Genomic DNA, 24984 nt, shown 5'->3' on the forward strand with positions numbered 1-24984 from the left:
CCCTCAGACCTGGATCGTGGGCTTGTAGTCCGACAGCAGCACCTCCTTCCATTTGCCGAAGATCGCCATCAGTCCGACCGCCACCGCGCCCGACAGCACCACCACGCCGCAGGCATGCGCCCAGCCGTCGTCGAAGGCGCCGAACATCACGGCGCGGAAGGCCTGCACTACCCAGCTGAAGGGCAGCCAGCTATGGACGGTGCGAAAGAACCCCGCCGACAGTTCCACCGGCAACACACCGCCGCCGGCGGACAGCTGCAGCGTGAGCAGCAGCACGGTCAGGATGCGGCCGAAATCGCCGAACACATGCAGGATCGCGAACAGCACCACGAGAAACACCAGCGAGGCCAGCGCCATCGTGAGCGCCAGCGCCGCCACCCGCGGCGCCTGCACCTCCAGCACGCCCAGCAGCGTGGCCAGCACCAGCGCCACCTGCAGCAGCACGATGAGCGCCGGCACGGTGATCTTGCCCAGGGCCTTGGCGAGCTTCGGATAGTGGGTGTGGTCCACCAGCACGATGCGGATGTTGAACAGGTAGCCGGCCATCACGGCGCCGATCCACAGCGCGACCGACACCATGTTCGGCACGAAGGCGCTGCCGTTGTTGGCCACCGGCGCCACCACCTCGACCTTGGGCTCGACCGAATCGGCCAGCCCCGAGGCGCTGCCCTGGATGCGGGTGATGGACGCGGGCAGGGCGGCTTCAATGGTGCGCACGCCGGTCAGCAGCCGCTGCGCGCCCTGCGCCAGCTGTGCGCCGCCCTGGATGAATTCGTCGAGCTTGCGGTCTTCGGGCAACTTGCCCGCCATGGTGCGGATGCCGGCGGACAGCGCGCCCATGCCGTCGGTGAGCTTGCCGACGCCGCCTTCGAGGGCCGAAGCCCCGGTGGCGAGTTTCTGGTTGCCTTCTTCCGCCTTGCCGAGTGCGGCCTGCGCCTGCCCGAGGCCACCGTGCAGCTTGTCCGCGCCGGCGGCAAGTTCTCCGGCGCCCTTGGCGAGGCGGTCGCCGACGAAAGGGATGTCGGCCGTTTCTTTCTGCATCCGGCGTGCGCCGTCGCCCAATTGGCCGGCACCTCCGTTGAGCAGTTCGAGCCCGTCGCCGATCTGCGCGAGGCCGCTGCCCAGCTCATGCTGGCCGGCTGTGAGTTGCTGCGCGCCGCTCTTGAGCGCACGCAGGTCTGCGTCGGCCGGCAGTTTCGACTGGATGGTCCGGATGCCGCCGTTGACCTGCTTGAATCCGCCACCGACCTGCTGCGCCGCGGCGCTGTACTGGGCAGCGCCGTTGGCGAGTGTCTGGCTGCCGTCGCGCAGCTCCAGCAACGCCTGCTTGAGCTTGTCGAGCCGCGCTTGCGAGCCGGAGGCCGCGTTCAGCACCAGGCCCCAGCGCTGCTCGTTGAGCATCTCGTTGACCTGGTGGCCCAACTCGCCTGCAAAGCGGCGGGCCAGCCCGGCCGAGCTGTAGTTGTTGCCTTCGGAGGTGTAGACCACCAGTTGCCCGGCGCCGCGCTGGGTGCCCGGCACCGCGTTGGCACTGAAGTCGCCGGGGATGAACAGCGCAAAGGCCAGCGTGCCGCGCCGCACCTCGGCGCGCGCGGCCTCGGCATCGGTCATCACCCGAAAGCCGAAGGCGCGTTTGGCGAGCAAAGTGCGCGTCAGCTCGTCGCCAACGTTGACCGAGTGCGCCATGTAGGTGACGCCACGGTCTTCGTTCACGATGGCCGCGGGCAAGTCGGCCGTGTGGCCGGCCGGGTCCCAGACGCTTGTGAGATAGATCAGCGCATAGATCGCCGGCACCACGCCAACGGCCACCACGGCCAGCAGGATGCGCGGAAAGCGCCGCACGATCGCCAGTTCGGCCAGGGCGATGGTCAGCGTGCCGGCAATCAGTGCGCGGAGGTATCGCATGGGGCTAGGAGGTGGTCTTCAGCGCCATGGCGGTGGAAGCGTGCGGTGTCTTCAGCCCGGCTTTCTTTGCGCCGGGTCGTAGAAGAACTGCTCCTCGGCGATGCGCTCGCCTTCCCATCGCTGCCACGCGATCTCTTCCATGCGCATCGTGCCGCCATTCTTGAAGATGAACTCGAAGACCCAGTGGATCGCCACGTGGTCGCCGTTCACGAGCACCGGCCGCACGCAGGTGCTGGTGACCGATTCGGTGCGCGCGAGCACGGCTGTTTCCTGTGCCACCAGCGTGCTGCGGCCGCGCCGCGGTTCGGCCTGGTTCTCGCGCATGGTGGCGTCTTCGGTGTAATAGTCCTCGATGGCTTGGGCATGCGCGCCGCCTTCGACGGCGGCGATGAAAGATTCGAGTCGTGCGGCAGTGGGCATCTCAGGACTTTACTTTGACTTCCACGCGGCGGGCTTCAGAAGGTGGCCCGTCGGCCTGCGATTGTTCGGGCTTGGCAAGCTCGATCTTGTCTTCGGGTGCGCCGGCCGCCTTGAGCGCATCGCTCACGGCCATGGCGCGCTGCTTGGCAAGCTCGGCGTTTTTCGCCGGGTCGCCGCTGGCGTCGTGGTAGCCGCTCACGAGCACGGTGCTGCCGCTCTGCACCGCCTTGATGACATCGGCCAAGGCTTCCTTGGCATTGGGCGCGACCTCGGCGCTGGCGGTGGCGAAGTAGAACTTGACCACGCCGTTCTCGACCTTCACCGCGGCGGCCTCGGTGGCCGTCACGGCGGCCGAGGCGATGGCCGCGCCCGGTGTGGCCGGTGCCATGGCGGCAGGTGCGGTCGCGGCCGGCGGCGTTTCCACCTTGGCAGGTACGGCCGCTGCCGCATCGCCGGCGTGGAATTTCACGACCAGCGGCACGATCAGCAGCGCCACGATGTTGATGATCTTGATCAGCGGGTTCACGGCCGGGCCGGCGGTGTCCTTGTAGGGGTCGCCCACGGTGTCGCCGGTCACGGCCGCCTTGTGCGCCTCGGAACCCTTGCCGCCGTGGTGGCCGTCTTCGATGTACTTCTTGGCGTTGTCCCAGGCGCCGCCGCCCGTGCACATCGAGATCGCGACGAAGAGGCCGGTGACGATGGTGCCCATCAGCAGGCCGCCCAGCGCCTTGGGTCCGAGCAGCAGGCCGACCAGGATCGGCACCACCACCGGCAGCAGCGAGGGGATCATCATTTCCTTGATGGCTGCGCCGGTCAGCATGCCCACGGCCTTGCCGTACTCGGGCTTGCCGGTGCCTTCCATGATGCCGGGGATGTCGCGGAACTGGCGGCGCACTTCTTCCACCACCGCACCGGCCGCGCGGCCCACGGCTTCCATGGCCATGGCACCGAACAGGTAGGGGATCAGGCCGCCGATGAAGAGGCCGACGATCACCATCGGGTCGCTCAGGTTGAAGCTGATGTTCAGACCGAAGCTCTCCAGCTTGTGGGTGTAGTCGGCGAACAGCACCAGCGAGGCGAGGCCGGCCGAGCCGATCGCGTAGCCCTTGGTCACGGCTTTCGTCGTGTTGCCGACCGCGTCGAGCGGGTCGGTCACGGCGCGCACGCTGTCGGGCAGCTCGCTCATTTCGGCGATGCCGCCGGCGTTGTCGGTGATGGGGCCGTAGGCGTCGAGCGCGACCACGATGCCGGCCATGCTCAGCATCGACGTGGCGGCCACCGCAATGCCGAAGAGGCCTGCGAGCGAGTACGAAGCCAGGATCGCGATGCACACGAAGATCACCGGCCAGGCCGTCGAACGCATCGACACGCCCAGGCCCGCGATGATGTTGGTGCCGTGGCCGGTGGTCGAGGCCTGCGCGATGTGCTGCACGGGCTTGTACTGCGTGCCGGTGTAGTACTCGGTGATCCACACCAGCGCGGCCGTCAGCGCGAGGCCCACGAAGCAGGCGCCGAAGAGCTTGAGCTGGCTGCCGCTCGCGGCGATCGCGTTGTCGGGAATGATCCAGCTCGTGACGAACCAGAACGCGATCAGCGACAGGATGCCCGCCACCGCCAGGCCCTTGTAGAGCGCCGGCATCACGTTGACCATGCCCGGCGATGCCTTCACGAAGAAGCAGCCGATGATCGACGCGACGATCGACACGCCGCCCAGTGCCAGCGGATACAGCACCGCATTGCCCGGTGCCGTGGTGACCATCAGCGCGCCCAGCACCATGGTGGCGATCAGCGTCACGGCGTAGGTCTCGAACAGGTCGGCCGCCATGCCGGCGCAGTCGCCGACGTTGTCGCCTACGTTGTCGGCGATCACGGCCGGGTTGCGCGGGTCGTCTTCCGGAATGCCGGCCTCGACCTTGCCCACCAGGTCGGCGCCGACGTCGGCGCCCTTGGTGAAGATGCCGCCGCCCAGCCGTGCGAAGATCGAGATCAGCGAGGAGCCGAAGGCAAAGCCGATCAGCGGATTCAGCAGGCCCGAGAGGCTCTGGCCCGCAACCGGCGTGCCGCTCGACAGGAACCAGTAGAAGGCAGAAACGCCCAGCAGGCCCAGGCCCACCACCAGCATGCCGGTGATGGCGCCGCCGCGGAACGCCACGTCAAGTGCCGGGCCGATGCCGTGCGTGGCCGCCTGCGCGGTGCGCACATTGGCGCGCACCGACACGTTCATGCCGATGAAGCCGCAGGCGCCCGACAGCACGGCGCCGACCACGAAGCCCACGGCCGTGGTCATGTCCAGGAACAGGCCGATGAGGATGGCGAGGATGATGCCGACCACCGCGATGGTGGTGTACTGCTTTGCGAGGTAGGCCGAGGCGCCGGCCTGGATGGCCGCGGCGATTTCCTGCATTCGCGCGTTGCCCGGGTCCTTGGCCAGAATCCAACTTCGAGCCCAGAAACCGTAGCCCACGGCCACGAGGCCGCAGACGACTGCCAGTATCAGGGGAGTGTTGCCGATCATGCTTTGCTTCTCCATTCGTTCGTTGTGACTTGTGGAGACGGACAGCAGGGGCCCTGCGCACAACGCGTACGGGACCTGATTTCCGCCGCGTTGCTTCCTCGAAGCTCACTGCACCGGAGGTGCGGAGCCGATTGGCCAACGGTGGCAATTTACAGGCAAAAACAGATGCGTGTGCGACCGCGCCGTGACACGGAAAGTAAACTCCGGGTTTGTCCCCATCCCTCTCATACTTTTCAACTACTCGAAAAACGTCATGTCCTTCGACAAAGTTTCCCCCGGCAAGAACGTTCCCGACGCCTTCAATGTGGTCATCGAAATCCCGATGAACGCCGACCCGATCAAGTACGAGGTCGACAAGGAATCGGGCGCGATCTTCGTCGACCGCTTCATGACGACGGCCATGTACTACCCGGCCAACTACGGCTACGTGCCGCAGACGCTGTCGGGCGACGGCGACCCGGTCGATGTGCTGGTGATCGCACCGTACCCGCTGCTGCCCGGCGTGGTGGTGCCTTGCCGTCCGCTCGGCATCCTGATGATGGAAGACGAAGCCGGCGTCGACGGCAAGGTGCTGGCCGTGCCTACCGACAAGGTGCTGCCGATCTACAGCCACTGGAAGTCGGTCGACGACGTGAACCCGATGCGCCTGAAGGCCATCAGCCACTTCTTCGAGCACTACAAGGACCTGGAAGCCGGCAAGTGGGTCAAGGTGCTGGGCTGGGAAGGCATCGACGCCGCCAAGAAGGAAGTGTTGGACGGCATCGCCGCTTACAAGAAGTAAGAGCAAGCCAGCGTCTTCGTGATTCGTGAAACACCGCGGAGCCGGCTTTGCCGGACCGCAGGTGTTGCCCTCCGACTGAAGGGTGACGCGACACGACGCGCCTGAAACCTGGGGCTAGCCTAAGCCTTGAACGGGCTGCGTTCGCCCAGGTGGTCCATGTAGTTTTCGATGCCCGCGCCCTCGCGTTCGAGAAAGCGCTCCACGGCATCGGAGAACGCCGGGTGTGCCAGCCAATGTGCGCTGGTCGTCTTCACCGGCATCAACGCCCGTGCCATCTTGTGCTCGCCCTGGGCACCGCCCTCGAAGCGCTTCGCACCATGCGCGATGCACCATGCCAGCGGCTGGTAGTAGCAGGCCTCGAAGTGCAGGCAATCGACGCGTTCCAACGCTCCCCAGTAACGACCGTAGGCAACCAGCGCCTTGTCTTCCTGCGTCGAGAGGGCGATCAGGCTGGAGGCCATGGGCTTGCCGTTGCGCTCGGCGATGAACAGGAGCCAGGCCTCGGGCATCGTGTCGGCCATGCGCTGGAAGAAGTCGCGGGTGAGGTAGGGCGGGTTGCCGTGCTCGCGGTAGGTGCGCTCGTAGCAGCGGTAGAAGAAATCCCAGTCGGCCGCGGAAATGTCGGCGCCGCGTGACCAGCGAAAGCTCACGCCGGCGTCGGCCACCTTGCGGCGCTCCTGGCGGATCTTCTTGCGCTTGTCGTGGGAGAGGCTTGCGAGGAAGGTGTCGAAGTCCGGATAGGCCGCTTCGCCTTCAGCAGGCTGCAGAGGCTCATCGCCGCAGGGCTTCGGGGCAGCGTTCGTCCAGTGGAACTGAACCGTGTTACGCAGCATCAGCCCGGCCTCGGTACAGGCGGCGATGTCCGCGTCGGCGCCGAACAGCAGGTGCAGCGACGACAGTTCTTCCTGCTTGCACAGGGCGACCAGCGCCTGCACCAGCAGCGTGCGGCTCTCGGCGTTGCGCGCCAGCAGCCGCGTGCCCGGCACCGGCGTGAAAGGCACCGCGACCACGGCCTTGGGGTAGTAGGCCAGGCCGTGCTGCTCGTAGGCATTGGCCCAGGCCCAGTCGAAGACGTACTCGCCGTACGAATGGTCCTTGATGTAGAACGGGCAGGCCGCTTCGAGCCGCTTGCCGCGCCACAACGTCACGAACTGCGGCATCCATCCGCTGGCGGGCGAGGCGCTGCCGCTTTCATGCAGTGCCGACAGGTATTCGTGGCGCATGAAGGGCGAGGGCTCGGCCTCGGTGGCCAGCAGCGCGTTCCAGGCTTGCGGGCTCACGTCCGACGGTGACGCCAGAACCCGAATGACATAATCGTTCAAGCCTTTTTCTTCCTTCTGTATGACGCTCAAGCTCGCCATCGCGCAACTCAATTTTGTGGTGGGCGACCTCGCCGGCAACGCAAAAAAGATCGTCGATGCCGCACGCCACGCCTATGCGGAAGGCGCGCGCCTGCTGCTGACGCCCGAACTCTCGATTGCCGGCTATGCGGCGGAAGACCTGTTCCTCCGTCCCGCCTTCACCGAAGCCTGTGATGATGCCGTGAAAGGCATTGCCGCTGCGCTGGCCGACCTCAAAGACATGGTCGTGGTGGTGGGGCATCCGACCGGTGGCAGCCTGCGCAGCCGCTCGGTGGCAGTGCAGATGCGCCACAACGCGGCCAGCGTCATCAAGGACGGCCGCATCCTCGAGACCTACGCAAAGCGCGAGCTGCCGAACTACCAGGTGTTCGACGAGCGCCGCTATTTCACGCCGGGGCAGGGTACTTGCGTGTTCGAGGCGGGCGGCGTTTCGGTCGGCTTGCTGATCTGCGAGGACGCCTGGTTCGACCAGCCGGCCGAGCTGGCGCGCGAGTCCGGCGCCGAGGTGCTGGCGGTGATCAATGCCTCGCCCTACCACGTGGGCAAGGAGGGCGAGCGCGTGGCGCGCATGGCCGATCGGGCACGCGCCGTGGGCCTGCCGCTGGTCTACGCGCATCTGGTCGGTGGGCAGGACGAGGTGGTGTTCGACGGTGCCTCCTTCGCATTGCAGGCCGATGGCGCGGTCGCCATGCAGGCCGAGAGTTTTCGCGAGCAGGTGCCGTTCGTGCAGCTCGAGCGGGAGCCGAAAGGCAGCGTCGGCTTCGTGGCCGAGCCCGGTGCCATCGCGCCCCCGCGCGAGGCCGAGGCGCAGCTCTGGGACGCATTGGTGCTGGGCGTGCGCGACTACATCGGCAAGAACGGTTTTCCGGGCGCCATCCTGGGGCTCTCGGGCGGCATCGACTCCGCATTGGTGCTTGCCATCGCCGTCGATGCACTGGGCAAGGACAAGGTGCGTGCAGTGATGATGCCTTCGCCTTACACCGCCGACATCAGCTGGATCGACGCGCGCGACATGGCCGGCCGGCTGGGCGTGCGCTACGACGAAATCTCGATCAGGCACACCTTCGAATCTTTCAAGGGCGCGCTGGCCGACGAGTTCAAGGGCCGGCCCGAAGACACGGCCGAAGAGAACATCCAGGCCCGCATCCGCGGCACGCTGCTGATGGGGCTGTCGAACAAGTTCGGATCGATCGTGCTGACCACAGGCAACAAGAGCGAGATGGCCACCGGCTACTGCACGCTCTACGGAGACATGGCTGGCGGCTTCGCGGTCATCAAGGACCTGCTCAAGACCACCGTGTTCGCCCTGGCGCGCTGGCGCAATGCCCACGACCCCTATGGCACCGGCGCCGAGCCGATTCCCGAGCGCATCATCACCCGCCCGCCGAGCGCGGAGCTGCGGCCCGACCAGACCGACCAGGACAGCCTGCCGCCCTACGACATCCTCGACGGCATCCTGGCACGCTACATGCAGGACGACGAGGGCATCGACGAGATCATTGCCGCGGGCTACGACCGCGCGGTGGTCGAACGGGTTGCGCGGCTCATCAGGATCAACGAATACAAGCGGCGCCAGGCGCCCGTAGGCATCCGGGTCACCCATCGAAGCTTCGGCAAGGATTGGCGTTACCCTATCACCAGCAAATTCAACGAAACCGCCGGAGCACAAAACCCATGAAGCAGATCACCGCCATCGTCAAACCCTTCAAGCTCGAGGACGTGCGCGAGGCCTTGGCCGAAGTGGGCGTTACCGGCCTGACCGTGACCGAAGTCAAGGGCTTCGGCCGCCAGAAGGGCCACACCGAGCTTTACCGCGGCGCCGAGTACGTGGTCGACTTCCTGCCCAAGATGAAGGTCGAAGTGGTCGTCAACGAGGCTGATGTGGAGCGCTGCATCGAGGCCATCGTCAATTCCGCGCGCACCGGGAAAATCGGCGACGGGAAGATTTTTGTCACCGCCGTGGAGCGCATCGTGCGCATCCGCACCGGCGAAGAGAACGAAAACGCAGTCTGACAAGGCGCAAAAAAGCCCCCGAGCGGGGGCTTTGTCGTTGAAGGCAGGCGTCAGAGGTTTTCGGACAGCCTGTCTTCGCGCGGATGGAGCGGCACTTCGGCGCGCAGTGCCGACAGCAATTCGGTTGCGTCGGTACCGGTGCGGATCAGCTCCATCTGCCATTCCTCCATGAAGCCTTCGCGCACGCTGTGCGCCAGGAAGCCCAGCAACCCGTCGTAGTAGCCCGCGGTGTTGAGGATGCCGGTCGGCTTGTCGTGATAGCCGAGCTGGCGCCAGGTCCAGATCTCGAACAGCTCTTCGAAGGTGCCGATGCCGCCCGGCAGCGCCACGAAGGCATCGGCGCGCTCGCCCATCATGGCCTTGCGCTCGTGCATGGTGTCGACCACGTGCAGCTCGTCGCACAGCGGATTGGCCAGTTCCTTGTCGACCAGCGCCTTGGGAATGATGCCGACCACGCGGCCGCCGGCCTGGCGGGTGGCCTCGGCCACCGTGCCCATCAGGCCGGTGCGGCCGCCGCCGTAGACCAGTTGGCCGCGATGCTGGCCGATCCATTGGCCGACCGCTTGCGCGGCCTGGGAAAACTCGGGGCGCTCGCCGGGGCGCGAGCCGCAATAGACACAGATCGAAAATTCAGGATTCATCCCGCCATCATGCCGCAGCCGGCGGGCTGTCTCATGACACGAAGCGTTGCCAGAGCGCGGCCGCCCAGATGCCACCGCACAGCGTGAGCGAGAGCAGCACGGCGGCGCTGCCCATGTCCTTGGCGCGCTTGGAAAGGTCGTGCCATTCAGGGCCGATGCGGTCGATGGCGGCTTCCACGGCGGTGTTGAGCAGCTCGACGATCATCACCAGGATGGCACTGCCCGCGAGCAGCGCCACCTCGACCCAGCTGCGCCCGAGCCAGAAAGAGGCCGGGATCATCACGATCGACAGGACAGCCTCCTGGCGGAAGGCGGGTTCGCTCCAGCCGGCGCGCAGGCCGTGCAGCGAGATCAGCGTGGCGTGCCAGACGCGTTCGAAGCCTTTGCGGGCCTTTTGCGGGTTGACGGCGGGATCGGGGAGATTGGGCAAGGCACTCATCGGCGGCTCATCGGTTGGGAGGTGATGAGCCGTGTACCGGCCCAGGCGTCGTGCCAGAACTGGCGATCGGGGTGAAAACGGGCGAGCAGGGCCCAGACGGCGACCCAGCCAAAGACGAGGAGCGTTGTTTCGCCGCCCGACAGCTTGAAAGGCGCAATGGCGGCCAGCGGCGGCAGGAACCAGACCCAGCTCAACAGGTAGCGCGCCAATGCGCGGCGCTGGCTGACGGGATGGCCCTGGGCATCGACGATGCGGATGTTCCAGGTTTTCATGGCGAGCGTCTGGCCCTTGGCCCAGAACCAGACGAAGTACACGCCGAACACCACGAAGAGGAAGGCCTGGAAGAGGTGTCGGCGCGAGTCCATCGCGTCGCGCATCTGGCCCAACGTGCTGAACAGCCAGCCTGAAACGAAGACAACGGCGAAGAGCAGCATGCCCTCGTAGAGCCAGCAGGCCATGCGGCGCCACAGGCTGGGCACGATCGAAGCCGGGGTGCCGATTGAAGTGGGAGCAGGCGAGCCGGGCTGATTGGACCCCGAAGCCTCGGGCGTGCTGGAAACCATCGAAGCCTTCGGTCAGGGGGCGGAGGAAGGCGGCTCGGTCGCCGAGGACGGCGGCGGTACCTGGGCTTCGGCCGGGACCGGAGGCGACGTGATGTTGGCGGGTGCGGGCGGTGCTGCCGGCACGACAGCGACGGCCGGGGTGGTCGCCGGAACCCGTTCAGCCGGTGTCGCCACCATCATCGTTGCCGGGGCCGAAGCCGGGGCAGGCGGGGGCGTCAGCAGGATTCGGGGCGTGTGCTGTCCACCGGGCGCGATGGCCGGCACGGGCACGAGCTTCTGGGCGGAAACCGGGCGCACCGGAATGGCGGCACCGCGCGGCTTGACCGGTGCGCGCTCAGCAAGCTTGCGCTTTTCTTCTTCGCTCAGGGCCTGGTATTGCTCCCACTTCGCCTTGCGCTCATCGGCCGGGATGCGCTTGACCTCGGCGAAATTCAGGCGGGCTTGGGTGCGTTGCTGGTTGCTCAGCGCGGCCCATTCGATCATGCGGCTGTGCAGCGTGACCTGGTCGTCGGCCGACACGTTCGCGAAATTGCGCGACAGGGCCAGCCATTTGCGTTTCTGGCCGGCGTTCAGCGCGTTCCAGTGAGGAGCCAACGGCTTGAGGGCCATTTGCTGCCCTGCGGTAAGTTCGCTCCAGAGCGGCTTGGTCGGCGAAACCGCCTTGGGGCTGGTGGCAGCCGCGGAAGAGGCGGCCGCCGCCGGGCTGCCCGCTGCCTTGATTGCCGCCTCGGGGCGGGTCTGGGCGCTGGCGAGCGTCAGGCTGAAGGCCGCGGCTGCAAGCGCACCCGCCCAAACGACTGCGCCCGCCGGGAGCGGGCGCAACGGGCGGGGCTTGTTCGCGCTGGGGAGAGGGCGGCGTCGCATTCGGTCGGTGAAAGTTCAGTCGGAGGCGCTGTCGGCCTTCAGAAATTGGGCAAAACCGGGGTCGGTATAGGCGGCAGGCGGCAGATCGCCCGTCAGGAGTGCGGAATCCACTTCGGCCAGTTCGCTGGCTCGGTCGTCGTCCTGCATCACGCTGATGGTGATGAGCCCGGCGACGAGTGCAATCAAGGGCACCACCGAACCGATACGGGTCCACCAACTGCCACCCAGCGTGGCCGTATGGCCCGATCGGACCACGACGGGCGCCGTTCGCAACTGCGGCGGCAGCTTGCGTGCGGCCACCGCTTGCGCACGGGCGACCCGCAGGCGCTCGCCGATGTCGTGCGACAACTCGCGGTTGCCGCTCGACAGGCGTGCAGCCAAGCGCTGGCCGAACTGGTCTTCGGCGGCGGATGAAGAAGTTGGAACCTTAGTGTTCATAGCGATATTCCCTTGGCCTTGAGCGCCTTGCTCAGAGCGTGAACGGCTCGCGAGCAATGGGTTTTGACGCTGCCTTCGGAGCAGCCCATCGCGGCGGCCGTCTCGGCGACGTCCATTTCCTCCCAGTAACGCATCAGGAAAGCCTCGCGTTGACGGCCCGGCAGCGCCGCGATTTGTTCCTCGATCTCGTGGAAGACCTGGGCGCGGCGGGTCGTGTCTTCGGCGCTCTCCGTCTCCCTAGAGTCGGCGGGCGAGACGAAGTTCTCCAGCAGATCGAAATCGCCGTCGTCGTCGATCGAGTCGAAATCGCTGAGGTTCGAGAACAGGGCGCGGCGGGTTTTCTGGCGGCGGAACCAGTCGAGCGTGCAGTTCGACAGGATGCGCTGGAACAGCATCGGCAGCTCGTTCGCCGGCTTGTCGCCGTAGTGCTGCGCCAGCTTCATCATGCTGTCCTGCACGATGTCGAGCGCCGCTTCTTCATCCCGCACGTGATAGACCGAGCGCTTGAAAGCGCGCCGTTCGACGCTTTTCAGGAAGTCGGAGAGTTCTTGTTCAGTGGCCAAGCGAGAAGGGGCGCAGGGCGCGCCGCGTGGGGAGGAGGTGTCTAGCGATCGCGTATGTTTACCGCCGGGGATTATGCCTTTGTGTCTTTACACGACAGCTGAAGCGAATCTGAACGCCCGGAAATGTCATAATCCGCCCTGCAAGTCAAAAGGCAAACGGGTCAAGGTCCGGCGGAACATCAGTCCGCTCATGGCTATGGCCTCAAGTCCTGGCGCGACCTCACAAGGGTTGGCAAGGGGCACCCAAGGTATTTCGTTCCCGAAATAGACAAAGGTTGATCATGGAAATCTCGAAGGCGGAAATCATCTCCGCAGCCGCCGCGTCTTCCGGCGCCGGCAATGCCACGCAAGAACTCATGGGCGCTGAAGTGCTGGTCAAGGCACTGCAGGCCGAAGGCGTTCAGTACGTCTGGGGCTACCCCGGCGGCGCGGTTCTCTACATCTACGACGCGTTCTACAAGCAGGACACCATCCAGCACGTGCTGGTGCGCCACGAGCAGGCCGCCGTCCACGCAGCCGACGGCTATGCGCGCGCTACCGGCGAAGTCGGCGTGGCGCTGGTCACCTCGGGCCCTGGCCTGACCAACGCGGTCACCGGTATCGCCACGGCGTACATGGATTCGATCCCGATGGTGATCATCTCGGGCCAGGTGCCGACGGCAGCCATCGGCCTCGATGCTTTCCAGGAATGCGACACGGTCGGCATCACCCGCCCCATCGTCAAGCACAACTTCCTCGTCAAGGATCCGAAGGATCTGGCCATGACGATGAAGAAGGCCTTCCACATCGCACGCAGCGGCCGCCCCGGCCCCGTGGTGGTGGATGTGCCCAAGGACGTTTCCTTCAAGAAGACGCCTTACGCCGGCTATCCCGACAAGGTCGAGATGCGCTCGTACAACCCCGTGCGCAAGGGCCATGGCGGCCAGATCCGCAAGGCGCTGCAACTGCTGCTGGCGGCCAAGCGTCCGTACATCTACACCGGCGGCGGCGTGCTGCTGGGCAATGCCTGCAACGAACTGCGCACGCTGGTCGACATGCTCGGCTACCCGGTCACCAACACGCTGATGGGCCTGGGTGCCTATCCGGCGAGCGACCGCAAGTTCCTCGGTATGCTGGGCATGCACGGCACCATCGAAGCCAACAACGCGATGCAGAACTGCGACGTGCTGCTGGCGGTGGGTGCGCGTTTCGACGACCGCGTGATCGGCAACCCCAAGCACTTTGCGCAGAACGAACGCAAGATCATCCACGTCGACATCGATCCGTCGAGCATCTCCAAGCGCGTGAAGGTCGATATCCCGATCGTCGGCGACGTGAAGGACGTGCTCACCGAACTGATCTCGATGATCCGCGAGAGCGCGACCAAGCCCGACGCCGGCGCACTGGCCGACTGGTGGAAGACCATCGAGGCCTGGCGCTCGCGCGATTGCCTCAAGTACGACCGCGACAACAAGGACGTCATCAAGCCGCAATACGTGGTCGAGACCCTCTGGAACATGACCAAGGACGCCGACGCGTACATCACGTCGGACGTCGGCCAGCACCAGATGTGGGCCGCCCAGTACTACCGCTTCGACGAGCCGCGCCGCTGGATCAACTCGGGCGGCTTGGGCACCATGGGCGTGGGCATTCCCTACGCCATGGGCATCAAGCTCGCCAAGCCCGAGTCGGAAGTGTTCACCATCACCGGCGAAGGCTCGGTGCAGATGTGCATCCAGGAGCTCTCCACCTGCTTGCAATACAACACGCCGATCAAGATCTGCTCGTTGAACAACCGCTACCTGGGCATGGTGCGCCAGTGGCAGGAGATCGAATACTCCGGCCGCTACAGCCACAGCTACATGGATGCACTGCCCAACTTCGTGAAGCTTGCCGAGGCCTACGGCCACGTCGGCATGCTGATCGAGCGTCCACAAGACGTGGAGCCGGCGCTGCGCGAAGCACGCAAGCTCAAGGACCGCACGGTGTTCATGGACTTCCGTACCGACCCCACCGAGAACGTGTTCCCGATGGTGAAGGCCGGCATGGGCATCACCGAGATGCTCCTGGGTTCCGAGGATCTCTGATCTCGGTTCCCCGTTCGTTCGCTAGTTCTCGTTCAACCCTTACTGACGAATCTATTGCCCGCCAAGCCCGCGCATTACCGTGCGCGGGGGAGGGCGGCGAAAGCGAAAGCTTCCGCGCAGGCGAAAAGAGGAGTCACGCAAACATGAAACACATCATTGCAGTGCTGCTGGAAAACGAGCCGGGTGCTCTTTCCCGCGTGGTGGGCCTTTTCTCGGCCCGTGGCTACAACATCGAATCGCTGACCGTCGCGCCGACCGAGGACTCGAGCCTCTCGCGCATGACGATCGTCACCACCGGTTCGGACGACGTGATCGAGCAGATCACCAAGCACCTGAACCGCCTGATCGAAGTCGTGAAGGTCGTCGACCTGACCGAAGGCGCCTACACCGAGCGGGAGCTCATGATGGTGAAGGTGCGCGCGGTCGGCAAGGAGCGCGAAGAAATGATGCGCATGGCCGAGATCTTCCGAGGCCGCATCATCGACGTGACCGACAAGAGCTACACCATCGAACTCACCGGCGACCACGGCAAGAACGACGCTTTTCTTGAAGCGATCGACCGTAGCGCTATCCTCGAGACTGTCCGCACCGGTGCCAGCGGCATCGGGCGCGGCGAGCGCATCCTGCGCGTGTAGGGGGTGAAGATCCCCTCAGTTCCATCGTTTATCAACACGACATGAGGAGAAGGTGATGCAAGATTTGCTGGGTTTCGACAAGATGGTGACCCCCATCGTCATCCGGGTACTGTATTTCCTGGGGTTGCTGGCGGTATTGATTACCGGGGTTGGCACGCTTTTCAGCGGCGGCCTCAGGGGCATTGTTGCTGGCCTCGCGATTCTGGTTATCGGCGCGATCATGGTTCGCGTCTACAGCGAATTGCTGATCCTGCTGTTCCGCATTCACGACAACCTCGTGTCCATCAATCAGCAAATGAAGGACCGGAATTCTTCCGGCCAACTGTGAGTGAACGCACCCCCGTGGAGGGGGTGCTCGAGATTAAATAGGAAAGACGCATATGAAGGTTTACTACGACAAGGACGCGGATCTCAGCCTCATCAAGGGCAAGACGGTCGCAATCATCGGTTACGGGTCGCAAGGTCACGCGCATGCGCAGAACCTGAACGACAGCGGCGTCAAGGTCGTGGTCGGCCTGCGCAAGGGTGGCGCTTCGTGGGACAAGGTCGGCAAGGCCGGCCTGCAGGTCGCCGAGGTGGCCGATGCCGTGAAGTCGGCCGACGTGGTCATGATCCTGCTGCCCGACGAGCAGATCGCCAACGTCTACAAGAACGACGTGGCCCCGCACATCAAGGAAGGCGCTTCGCTCGTCTTCGCGCACGGCTTCAACGTGCACTATGGTTTCGTGCAGCCACGCGCTGACCTCGACGTGTGGATGGTCGCCCCCAAGGCCCCAGGCCACACGGTGCGCAGCACGTACACGCAAGGTGGCGGCGTGCCCCACCTCGTGGCCGTGCACCAGGACAAGACCGGCAAGGCGCGTGACCTCGCGCTGAGCTACGCCACCGCCAACGGCGGCGGCAAGGCCGGCATCATCGAGACCAACTTCCGCGAAGAAACCGAAACCGACCTGTTCGGCGAACAAGCGGTTCTGTGCGGCGGCACGGTCGAGCTGATCAAGGCTGGTTTCGAAACGCTGGTGGAAGCCGGCTACGCGCCCGAAATGGCGTACTTCGAATGCCTGCATGAGCTCAAACTCATCGTCGACCTGATCTATGAAGGCGGCATCGCCAACATGAACTACTCGATCTCGAACAACGCCGAATACGGCGAGTACGTCACGGGCCCGCGCATCGTGACCGACGAGACCAAGAAGGTCATGAAGCAAGTGCTCAAGGACATCCAGACCGGCGAATACGCAAAGAGCTTCGTGCTCGAAGCCGCTGCCGGCCAGCCCACGCTGATCAGCCGTCGTCGCCTGGGTGCCGAGCACCAGATCGAAGTGGTTGGCGAAAAGCTGCGCGCGATGATGCCCTGGATCAAGAAGAACAAGCTGGTCGACCAGACCCGCAACTGATCCTGCAGGCAAGAACGGGTGCTTCGGCGCCTGTTTCCCAAGGGCCACCCGTCGCGGTGGCCCTTTTGTTTGATGGGGGCAAAGCATCCCCTGAACTACACTGCGAACCATGCGACTCACAGATCAAGATGCTATCGAATGGATAGCTGGCCGCGCAGTGCCCATGAGGGACGGAGGCAAATTCAATGCATGACGATACGGTTCCCGACGAGGTGCAACCGCGCAAACGCCGCAAGGGCATCTACATCCTGCCGAACCTGTTCACGCTGGCGGCGTTGTTCGGCGGTTTCTACTCGGTCGTGATGGCCATGAACGCGCGCTTCGATCTCGCGGCGCTCGGCGTGTTCGCCGCGATGATTCTCGACAGCCTCGATGGCCGCGTCGCGCGCATGACCAACACGCAAAGCGCATTCGGCGAGCAGATGGATTCGCTGTCCGACATGGTGTCGTTCGGTGCCGCGCCTGCGTTGATCGCCTACGAGTGGTCGCTCAAGGGGCTGGGGCGCTGGGGCTGGATCGCGGCTTTCGTGTACTGCGCCTGTGCCGCGCTGCGGCTGGCGCGTTTCAACGTCAACACCGGCGTGGTCGACAAGCGCTGGTTTCAGGGCCTGCCGTCGCCTGCGGCTGCGGCATTGGTGGCGGGCTTCATCTGGCTGGTGGACGAGTGGGGCAAGCGTGGCGGCGAGGTGCTGTACCTCTCGTGGACGCAGATCACCTGGGTCACCTTCGCGTTCACGCTGTATGCGGGCCTGACGATGGTCACCAATGCGCCGTTCTACAGCTTCAAGGACATCCAGATGAAGAAGAGCGTGCCCTTTGCAGCGATCGTGCTGATCGCGCTCGGCATCGCGGTCATCAACATCCATCCGCCGACCGTGCTGTTCGGCCTGTTCGTCGTCTATGGGCTGAGTGGCTATGTGGTCTACGGATGGCGCAAGGCCAAGGGTCAGCCGGCCAGCGTGATTAGCACCTCGACCGAAGAGCCTGACGAGCGAGGCCTGCACAACTGAGCCCCGGGGCCTTCCCAGGCCCGCAAAGGCTGTGCTACATTCGCAACCCTCATGACCAAGATTTCGCTGCTGGCCCTACTAGCTCTCCCTCACGGGCGGAGACGGTAGCGCACGCGCAAATCCCTCACCACGGCCCGTTCGCACCAGCAACGGGCCGTTTGTTTTTGGGGTTGCTGGTTGAATACCAACCATCACAGAGAAATCGACATGCTCAAGCAACCTCAAGCCAAATACCGCGCATTCGCCCCGATCGGCCTCAAGGACCGCACCTGGCCCGATGCCGTGCTGACCAAGGCCCCGATCTGGCTGTCGACCGATCTGCGTGATGGCAACCAGGCCCTGGTCGAGCCCATGGACATCGCGCGCAAGATGCGCATGTTCGAGACTCTCGTGGCCATCGGCTTCAAGGAAATCGAAGTCGGCTTTCCTTCCGCTTCCCAGGTCGAATTCGACTTCGTGCGCAAGCTGATCGAGGAAGACCGCATTCCCGACGACGTGACGATCCAGGTGCTGACGCAGGCACGCGACCACCTCATCGCCCGCACCTTCGAGGCGCTGCAGGGCGCGCCGCGCGCCATCGTCCACCTCTACAACGCCGTGGCCCCGGTGATGCGCCGCGTGGTGCTCGGCATGAGCGAAGACCAGATCGTCGAGCTCGCCACCACCCATGCGCGCATGTTCAACGACTTCGCCGCCAAGCAGCCGGCGACGCAGTGGACCTTCCAGTATTCGCCCGAAATGTTCTCGGGCACCGACGTCGTGTTCTCCAAGCGCGTGGTCGATGCGGTCACCGAAGTCTGGGCGCCGACGCCCGAGCGCAAGTGCATCGTCAACCTGCCCACCACGGTGGAGCATTCCACGCCGAACATCTTTGCCGACATGATCGAGTGGATGCACCGCAACCTCGCGCGGCGCGACTCGATCATCCTCTGCGTGCACCCGCACAACGACCGCGGTACCGGCACGGCGGCAGGCGAGCTGGCATTGATGGCGGGTGCCGAGCGCATCGAAGGCTGCCTTTTCGGCAACGGTGAACGCACCGGCAACCTCGACCTCGTGAACGTCGCGCTCAATCTCTACACGCAAGGCGTGTCGCCCGAACTCGACTTCTCGAACATCGACGAGATCCGCGCGACGGTCGAGCATTGCAACCAGATTCCGGTACACCCGCGCCACCCGTACGTGGGCGACCTGGTCTACACCTCGTTCTCGGGCTCGCACCAGGACGCGATCAAGAAGGCCTTCGCCGCGCGCAAGGAAGGCGACATCTGGGACATGCCCTACCTCCCCATCGACCCGAAGGACGTGGGCCGCAGCTACGAGGCCGTGATCCGCGTCAACAGCCAGTCGGGCAAGGGCGGCATGGCCTACCTGCTCGAGAGCGAGTACGGCATCGAGATGCCGCGCCGCCTGCAGATGGAATTCATGCAGACCGTGCAGCGCGTGATGGACGTGGCCGGCAAGGAGCTCACGGCGGCCGACCTCTGGGATCTCTTCGTGCGCGAGTACGGCATCGAGGCCGCCCATTCACTGCAGCACCGCGTGATCGAGGAAGAAGGCGAGGGCGCCGATGCTGTCGTGGTTCTGCGCGGCGACCTGCCCTGGGACGGCGAGATCCGCGCCATCGAAGGCCGCGGCAACGGGCCGATCGACGCCTTCACGCAGGCACTGAGCAAGGCCACCGGCCACACCGTGCGCGTGATGGACTACCACCAGCACGCGATCGGCGCCGGTGCCGATGCGAAGTCGGTGGCGTACCTCGAGCTGCGCGTCGACGAAAGCCAGACCCTGTTCGGCGTCGGCATCGACGCGAACGTGATCTCGGCATCGCTCAAGGCCATCGTCTCGGGCGTCGAGCGGGCGCGGAGCCGGGGCGCGCGCAGCGCACAATCGGCGGTTGAAGTCGCCTGACGCTGCCCTTTGCCGGGGGCGCAAGGTGGAAACGAACAAAGGAGATTCACGATGGCTGACCAACTCATAATTTTCGACACCACCTTGCGCGACGGCGAGCAATCGCCCGGCGCCTCGATGACGCGCGACGAGAAGATGCGCATTGCCAAACAGCTGGAGCGGCTCAAGGTCGACGTGATCGAGGCCGGCTTCCCGGCCAGCTCCAACGGCGACTTCGAGGCGGTCAAGGCGATTGCAGATGTCATCAAGGACGCGACGGTGTGCGGCCTTTCGCGCGCCAACGACCGCGACATCGCACGCGCGGCCGAGGCGCTGAAGGGCGCGGCGCGCGGCCGCATCCACACCTTCATTGCGACGTCGCCGCTGCACATGGAGAAAAAGCTGCGCATGTCGCCCGAGGAGGTGCATGAGCAGGCCAAGCTGGCCGTGCGCTTTGCGCGCAATCTGGTGGGCGACGTCGAGTTCAGCCCCGAAGACGGCTACCGCAGCGACCCCGACTTTCTCTGCCGCGTCATCGAGACCGTGATCAACGAAGGCGCCACCACCATCAACGTGCCCGACACCGTCGGCTACGCGATCCCCGAGCTCTACGGCAGCTTCATCAAGATGCTGCGCGAGCGCGTGCCCAACAGCGACAAGGCGATCTGGTCCGTGCACTGCCACAACGATCTCGGGATGGCGGTGGCCAATTCGCTGGCCGGCGTGAAGATCGGCGGCGCGCGCCAGGTGGAATGCACCATCAATGGCCTGGGCGAACGCGCGGGCAACTGCTCGCTCGAAGAGGTCGTCATGGCGGTGAAGACCCGCAAGGACTACTTCGGGCTCGACCTGCGGATCGACACCCAGCACATCGTGGCCGCCAGCCGCATGGTGAGCCAGACGACCGGCTTCGTGGTGCAGCCCAACAAGGCTGTGGTGGGGGCGAACGCCTTTGCGCACGCTTCGGGCATTCACCAGGACGGCGTGCTCAAGGCGCGCGACACCTACGAGATCATGCGGGCCGAAGACGTGGGCTGGACGGCCAACAAGATCGTGCTGGGCAAGCTCAGCGGCCGCAATGCCTTCAAGCAGCGCCTGACCGACCTGGGCGTGGCCATGGCGAGCGAAGCGGACATCAACGCCGCGTTTTCGCGCTTCAAGGAGCTGGCCGACCGCAAGTCCGAAATTTTTGACGAAGACATCCTCGCGCTCGTCAGCGCGGAAGAGGTGTCGAACGTTGGTGAGCAGTTTGCTTTCGTCTCTCTCTCCCAGCACAGCGAAACCGGCGAGCGCCCCCAGGCGAAGGTGGTTTTCACCGTCCAGGGCAAGGAAGTCACCGGCGAGTCCGACGGGAATGGCCCGGTGGATGCTTCCCTCAAGGCCATCGAGTCGCACGTCCAAAGCGGCGCCGAGATGGTTCTTTACTCTGTCAACGCCATCAGTGGCTCGACGGAAAGCCAGGGGGAAGTTACAGTCCGGTTACAAAACGCAGGGCGGGTGGTCAACGGTGTGGGTGCAGACCCCGACATCGTGGTCGCTTCGGCAAAGGCTTATTTGAGTGCGCTCAACAAGTTACAGAGCCAAGCTGAGAGAGTGGCAGCGCAAGGTTAGGTTTTCAGGCGTTCCTTGGTATTCGAATGAAGAAGAGGATGCAAGTAACTGATATTGCGTGTCTTTTTTGAATTCGATACACTGCGGTCCTCGTTTGTCGCCGCTGGAGATTTATTAATGCCTGAAGCCCGTCTCCGCCGAGTTTCCAGCCAGCGGTTTCTACCCGCGTTCAAATTCATCGCCGTCGCGCTCTGTGCCACGGCGTTTTTGCTGCCTGGCGCCCAGGCCGCAAAGAAAGAAAAGCCCACCGCCACCAAGACCGCCGCCGCCAAGAAGGCGAAGGGTCCGGTGCCGGTCGAAGTCAAGCGCACCGCGTCCGCCAAGGGCGCGCGCGGCGCCACCGCCGTTGTCGCCAAGCGCGGCGGCCGGGCCGAGAAGGCCGAGAGAGCAGAAAAGGTCGTTCGTGGCGGCCGCAATGTCGTCGCGACCATCCACAAGAAGAACGGCAAGACCGTGGTGGCCGTCCAGCGCCGCTCGATCGTTCGCGTCGAAGCCCCCCCGCGCCAGTCCTTCGGCCAGATGGCCGGACTGCACGGCACCGAAGACGTGCTTGACCTGAAGTCGAGCGTTGCACTGGTGATCGACCAGGACACCCACGAAGTGCTGTTCAGCAAGAACGACCACGCCGTGCTACCGATCGCGTCGCTCACCAAGCTGATGACCGGCCTGCTGATCAGCGAAGCCCATCTGCCGAACGACGAACTCATCACCATCACCCAGGACGACGTCGACACCGAAAAGCGCAGCAGCTCGCGCCTGACGGTCGGCACCACGCTGTCGCGCGGCGAACTGTTGCACCTGGCGCTGATGTCGAGCGAAAACCGCGCGGCGCATGCATTGGGCCGCACCTATCCGGGTGGCCTGACGACCTTCGTGAGCATCATGAACGCCAAGGCCAGGATGCTCGGCATGAAGGACACGCGCTACGTGGAGCCCACGGGCCTGTCGAGCCGCAACCAGTCGAGCGCGCAAGACCTGGCGCTGCTGGTCAATGCCGCGTATTCCGATGCCACGGTGCGCTCGCTCTCGACGTCGCCTGAATACCAGGTCGAGGTCGGCAACCGCGTGCTGCAGTTCAACACCACCAACCGCCTCGTGAAGAGCCCCGATTGGGAAATCGGCGTGCAAAAGACCGGCTACATCTCCGAAGCCGGCCAGTGCCTCGTGATGCAGGCGAAGGTGGCTGGGCGCAAGCTGATCATGGTGTTCCTGGATTCGGCCGGCAAGTTCAGCCGCATTGCCGACGCCGAGCGCGTGCGTCGCTGGGTCGAGGCCACGCATGCCGTCGGTTCGCCGGCGGCTTCTTCCCGGAACACGAGCTTCCAGGTCGCTGGCTGAGAGGCACGATCCACAAAAAAGCCCGCTCTGCAGCGGGCTTTTTTATTTGCGCAGTCGAAGGGGCCTTGGCCAAAGGCCAAGGGGGTCGATCAAACGCCCGCAGTCGACGACGAACTGTTGCCAGCGGGTGCCGGCGTGGCAGACGCCCCGTCCTTGAACCCGAGCGCTCCCGATATTTCGTTGGCTGTGGCTTGAAGCTTTGGCAACCAGCCTTCGTCCAGGCGATCGGCGGGGGCGGAAATCGACAAGCCGGCCACCAGCTTGCCCTGATCGTCGTAGATGCCTGCGGCCATGCAGCGCACGCCCAGTTCGAGTTCTTCGTTGTCGCGGGCAATGCCGTACTGGCGCGCCTTCGACAGCTCCCGTTCGAGCGCGGGCAATTGCGTGATGCTGTTGCGCGTGTGGCCGGCCAGGCCCGTGCGCGTGGCGTAGCTGCGTACGCGCTGCGGATCGTCGGCCGCAAGGAACAGCTTGCCGGTCGATGTCAGGTGCAGGGCGGCCCGGCCGCCGATGGCGCGCACCACCTGCATGCCCGAGCGCTCGCTGTAGGAGCGCTCGATGTACACGATCTCGTCGCCCTGGCGCATGCTCAGGTTGACGGGCTGCTGCGTGAGCTTGTGCAGCTCGCGCATCGGGCCCAGGGCGGCGTCGCGCACATTGAGCCGGCCTTTCACCAGGTTGCCCAGCTCCAGCAGGCGCATGCCGAGCCGGTAGCTGCCCGCCTCGGGCCGGTCGACAAAACGCCCGACGGCCAGGTCATTGAGGATGCGGTGCGTGGTGGAGGGGTGGAGGCCGGTCTTTTCGCTGATCTCCTTCAGCGAAATGGCCTCCTCGCGCGATGCCAGGACATCGATCAGCGAGAACATGCGCTCGATCACCTGGATCACGGGAACGGCTGGAACGTCGGATTGGTTTTTTCTCATGGCGCTGTGCGGTGAAGACCGGGCGCCATTTTACCTTGTGAAATCGCTTGGTGCCTGCCAGTGTCCATCCACCAACACTTCGTGAGGGGAAAAGCGCGCCTTGTAGTTCATCTTCGAGCTGTGCTCGATCCAGTAGCCGAGGTAGACGTGCGGCAGCCCGAGCTTGCGGGCCTGCTCGATCTGCCAGAGCACGCTGTAGGTGCCGTAGCCAGCGCTCGTGTCGGGCTCATAGAAGGTGTAGACGGCTGAAATGCCATCGTTCAGCACGTCGAGGATCGACACCATCCGCAATGCACCAGCACTGCCGTCGGGCAGCGTCTCGCGAAACTCCACCAGCCGCGAGTTGACCCGGCTCTGCAGCAGGAACTGGGTGTACTGGTCGATGCTGTCGTGGTCCATGCCGCCGCCCGCGTGGCGGCCGTTCTGGTAGCGCAGGTAAAGCTGGTAGTGCTCGGGCATGAAGCACAGCTTGAGCACACGCGCCTGCAGATCGGAATGCTGCTTGAGCGCGCGCCGCTGGCTGCGCGTGGGACGAAAGCTGTTCGCCAGCACCCGCAGCGGAATGCACGCGCGGCAGCCGTCGCAGTAGGGGCGATAGGTGAACATGCCGCTGCGCCGGAAGCCGCTGAGCACCAGGTCGGAATAGGCGTCGTTGTGGATCAGGTGGCTGGGCGTGGCCACCTGCGAGCGGGCCTGGCGATCCGGCAGATAGCTGCACGGATAGGGCGCCGTCGCATAGAACTGCAGCGTGTGAAGCGGGAGATCCTTGAGGTGCGTCACGTCGAAAGAGGAGGTCGCGCGGACAGGAGTTCGTTCCAGTATACGGGCTCGAATCGCCACCGTGGCGCCTCCTCGTTCCGTGCCGCGGCCACATGCGCGACGAAGCGCTTGCGCGCCATCTCGCGGGCGCCGAGGCTCGCCAGATGAGCGGTGTTCTGCTGGCAGTCGATCATCTGCACGCCGAAGCGGCGGCACAGCGACACCAGCGCGGCCAGCGCGATCTTCGAGGCATCGGGCTGGCGGGTGAACATCGACTCGCCGAACACCGCGCGGCCCAGCGCCACGCAATACAGGCCGCCTGCGAGCTTGCCGTCGATCCAGGTCTCGACGCTGTGGGCATGGCCGGCCTCGTGCAAATTCGTATAGGCCTTGACCATGTCCGGCACGATCCAGGTGCCAGTCTGGCCCACGCGCGGCGAGCGCGAGCAGGCCTCGATGACCGAGGCGAAGTCATGGTCGATGCGCACTTCGCAGCCGGGCGTTTCTGCAAATCGGACCAGCGTCTTGCGCAGCGAGCGATGCAGCTTGAACTGCGCCACCTGCAGCACCATGCGCGGGTCCGGGCTCCACCAGAGGATCGGCTGGTCTTCGCTGAACCACGGAAAGACGCAGTGGCTGTAGGCCTGCATCAAAGTATTGACGTCCAGTGCACCACCGGCCGCAAGAAGGCCGGGTACAGGGTCGGCCATGCCCCATGCCGAGGCGGGGTCGGGCAGGGCATCTCCGGGTTCGAGCCAAGGCAGTTGTCGCATGGGCATAGGTATACACGGCTTCACCAACCCCACTCCAGTTGGGCGAAAATCGCAGATCGCCGACACCGCCACGAGGGTT

At 64.9% G+C, this 24984-nt stretch carries 24 protein-coding genes; 11 read left to right on the forward strand and 13 right to left on the reverse strand.

What is annotated here, in order from left to right:
• Positions 1 to 3: 3 nt before the first annotated feature.
• The 3 genes from ACGLHS_RS14950 to ACGLHS_RS14960 are packed head-to-tail and all read right to left on the reverse strand — an operon-like array spanning position 4 to position 4840.
• Positions 4 to 1905: a YhgE/Pip domain-containing protein gene (locus ACGLHS_RS14950; protein ID WP_394480779.1), complete on the reverse strand. Its 1902-nt coding sequence runs from the start codon at positions 1903 to 1905 to the stop codon at positions 4 to 6.
• A gap of 51 nt (positions 1906 to 1956) precedes the next feature.
• Entirely contained in the window at positions 1957 to 2325 is a 369-nt protein-coding gene (locus tag ACGLHS_RS14955; RefSeq protein ID WP_093240730.1) for a nuclear transport factor 2 family protein, read from the reverse strand.
• A 1-nt stretch (position 2326) separates the two neighbouring features.
• A complete protein-coding gene (locus tag ACGLHS_RS14960; RefSeq protein ID WP_394480782.1) occupies positions 2327 to 4840 on the reverse strand; it encodes a sodium-translocating pyrophosphatase in 2514 nt (837 codons plus the stop codon).
• 253 nt (positions 4841 to 5093) lie between these two features.
• Between ACGLHS_RS14960 and ppa the strand changes: the two genes are divergently transcribed.
• Positions 5094 to 5621 (forward strand): inorganic diphosphatase, encoded by a 528-nt coding sequence (gene ppa / locus ACGLHS_RS14965; protein ID WP_007834256.1) that lies wholly within the window; start codon positions 5094 to 5096, stop codon positions 5619 to 5621.
• A gap of 119 nt (positions 5622 to 5740) precedes the next feature.
• Here the strand turns inward: ppa and ACGLHS_RS14970 are convergent, their stop codons facing one another.
• Positions 5741 to 6943 carry a GNAT family N-acetyltransferase gene (locus ACGLHS_RS14970; protein WP_394480784.1) on the reverse strand — a complete coding sequence of 401 codons (1203 nt, stop codon included), beginning with the start codon at positions 6941 to 6943 and terminating at the stop codon, positions 5741 to 5743.
• A gap of 19 nt (positions 6944 to 6962) precedes the next feature.
• Here ACGLHS_RS14970 and ACGLHS_RS14975 point away from each other — a divergent pair, with 19 nt between their 5' ends.
• Both ACGLHS_RS14975 and ACGLHS_RS14980 read left to right on the forward strand, forming a co-directional pair.
• Entirely contained in the window at positions 6963 to 8660 is a 1698-nt protein-coding gene (locus ACGLHS_RS14975; protein WP_394480786.1) for an NAD+ synthase, read from the forward strand.
• A complete protein-coding gene (locus ACGLHS_RS14980) occupies positions 8657 to 8995 on the forward strand; it encodes a P-II family nitrogen regulator (RefSeq protein WP_019652991.1) in 339 nt (112 codons plus the stop codon). Before ACGLHS_RS14975 ends, ACGLHS_RS14980 begins: the two co-directional genes overlap by 4 nt.
• Before the next feature lie 50 nt (positions 8996 to 9045).
• Here the strand turns inward: ACGLHS_RS14980 and ACGLHS_RS14985 are convergent, their stop codons facing one another.
• From ACGLHS_RS14985 to ACGLHS_RS15010, 6 genes are read right to left on the reverse strand one after another with little or no spacing between them, the layout of a single operon-like run.
• Positions 9046 to 9636 carry a TIGR00730 family Rossman fold protein gene (locus ACGLHS_RS14985; RefSeq protein ID WP_394480789.1) on the reverse strand — a complete coding sequence of 197 codons (591 nt, stop codon included), beginning with the start codon at positions 9634 to 9636 and terminating at the stop codon, positions 9046 to 9048.
• A gap of 31 nt (positions 9637 to 9667) precedes the next feature.
• Positions 9668 to 10075: a diacylglycerol kinase gene (locus ACGLHS_RS14990; RefSeq protein ID WP_093240718.1), complete on the reverse strand. Its 408-nt coding sequence runs from the start codon at positions 10073 to 10075 to the stop codon at positions 9668 to 9670.
• Positions 10072 to 10638, reverse strand: coding sequence for an RDD family protein (locus ACGLHS_RS14995; protein ID WP_394480791.1), 567 nt, complete (start codon positions 10636 to 10638; stop codon positions 10072 to 10074). Before ACGLHS_RS14995 ends, ACGLHS_RS14990 begins: the two co-directional genes overlap by 4 nt.
• Before the next feature lie 12 nt (positions 10639 to 10650).
• Positions 10651 to 11502 (reverse strand): DUF3106 domain-containing protein, encoded by an 852-nt coding sequence (locus ACGLHS_RS15000; protein ID WP_394480793.1) that lies wholly within the window; start codon positions 11500 to 11502, stop codon positions 10651 to 10653.
• Between the two features lie 15 nt (positions 11503 to 11517).
• Complete coding sequence (locus ACGLHS_RS15005) at positions 11518 to 11940, reverse strand: DUF3619 family protein (protein WP_394480795.1); 423 nt, start codon at positions 11938 to 11940, stop codon at positions 11518 to 11520.
• Positions 11937 to 12503, reverse strand: coding sequence for an RNA polymerase sigma factor (locus ACGLHS_RS15010; protein ID WP_093240708.1), 567 nt, complete (start codon positions 12501 to 12503; stop codon positions 11937 to 11939). Before ACGLHS_RS15010 ends, ACGLHS_RS15005 begins: the two co-directional genes overlap by 4 nt.
• A gap of 281 nt (positions 12504 to 12784) precedes the next feature.
• Between ACGLHS_RS15010 and ACGLHS_RS15015 the strand changes: the two genes are divergently transcribed.
• The 8 genes from ACGLHS_RS15015 (at position 12785) to ACGLHS_RS15050 (ending at position 22450) form a co-directional block, all read left to right on the forward strand.
• Positions 12785 to 14569, forward strand: coding sequence for an acetolactate synthase 3 catalytic subunit (locus ACGLHS_RS15015; RefSeq protein WP_394480797.1), 1785 nt, complete (start codon positions 12785 to 12787; stop codon positions 14567 to 14569).
• A 143-nt stretch (positions 14570 to 14712) separates the two neighbouring features.
• The gene (ilvN, locus tag ACGLHS_RS15020) at positions 14713 to 15204 is read left to right on the forward strand and encodes an acetolactate synthase small subunit (protein ID WP_093240703.1); all 492 of its coding nucleotides are present in this window, start codon (positions 14713 to 14715) and stop codon (positions 15202 to 15204) included.
• A gap of 55 nt (positions 15205 to 15259) precedes the next feature.
• Positions 15260 to 15532, forward strand: a complete 273-nt coding sequence (locus ACGLHS_RS15025) for a DUF4282 domain-containing protein (protein WP_093240699.1) — start codon at positions 15260 to 15262, stop codon at positions 15530 to 15532.
• A 52-nt stretch (positions 15533 to 15584) separates the two neighbouring features.
• Positions 15585 to 16601, forward strand: a complete 1017-nt coding sequence (gene ilvC / locus ACGLHS_RS15030; protein ID WP_093240696.1) for a ketol-acid reductoisomerase — start codon at positions 15585 to 15587, stop codon at positions 16599 to 16601.
• A 185-nt stretch (positions 16602 to 16786) separates the two neighbouring features.
• On the forward strand, positions 16787 to 17611 hold the full coding sequence (pssA, locus tag ACGLHS_RS15035) for a CDP-diacylglycerol--serine O-phosphatidyltransferase (RefSeq protein WP_093240693.1): 825 nt from the start codon (positions 16787 to 16789) through the stop codon (positions 17609 to 17611).
• Positions 17612 to 17818: 207 nt separating this feature from the next.
• Positions 17819 to 19522: a 2-isopropylmalate synthase gene (gene leuA / locus ACGLHS_RS15040; RefSeq protein WP_394480801.1), complete on the forward strand. Its 1704-nt coding sequence runs from the start codon at positions 17819 to 17821 to the stop codon at positions 19520 to 19522.
• A 51-nt stretch (positions 19523 to 19573) separates the two neighbouring features.
• The gene (locus ACGLHS_RS15045) at positions 19574 to 21112 is read left to right on the forward strand and encodes a 2-isopropylmalate synthase (protein WP_093240687.1); all 1539 of its coding nucleotides are present in this window, start codon (positions 19574 to 19576) and stop codon (positions 21110 to 21112) included.
• A 117-nt stretch (positions 21113 to 21229) separates the two neighbouring features.
• Complete coding sequence (locus tag ACGLHS_RS15050; RefSeq protein WP_394480803.1) at positions 21230 to 22450, forward strand: serine hydrolase; 1221 nt, start codon at positions 21230 to 21232, stop codon at positions 22448 to 22450.
• Between the two features lie 89 nt (positions 22451 to 22539).
• On the opposite strand, the gene ACGLHS_RS15055 is transcribed toward ACGLHS_RS15050, so the two are convergent.
• From ACGLHS_RS15055 to aat, 3 genes are read right to left on the reverse strand one after another with little or no spacing between them, the layout of a single operon-like run.
• The gene (locus ACGLHS_RS15055; protein WP_093240682.1) at positions 22540 to 23373 is read right to left on the reverse strand and encodes an IclR family transcriptional regulator; all 834 of its coding nucleotides are present in this window, start codon (positions 23371 to 23373) and stop codon (positions 22540 to 22542) included.
• Between the two features lie 30 nt (positions 23374 to 23403).
• Positions 23404 to 24153: an arginyltransferase gene (locus tag ACGLHS_RS15060; RefSeq protein WP_093240679.1), complete on the reverse strand. Its 750-nt coding sequence runs from the start codon at positions 24151 to 24153 to the stop codon at positions 23404 to 23406.
• The gene (gene aat, locus ACGLHS_RS15065) at positions 24150 to 24905 is read right to left on the reverse strand and encodes a leucyl/phenylalanyl-tRNA--protein transferase (RefSeq protein WP_394480806.1); all 756 of its coding nucleotides are present in this window, start codon (positions 24903 to 24905) and stop codon (positions 24150 to 24152) included. Before aat ends, ACGLHS_RS15060 begins: the two co-directional genes overlap by 4 nt.
• Positions 24906 to 24984 lie beyond the last annotated feature (79 nt).

The sequence above is a fragment of the Variovorax sp. VaC1 genome, assembly GCF_043658315.1.
Lineage (GTDB): Bacteria > Pseudomonadota > Gammaproteobacteria > Burkholderiales > Burkholderiaceae_C > Variovorax.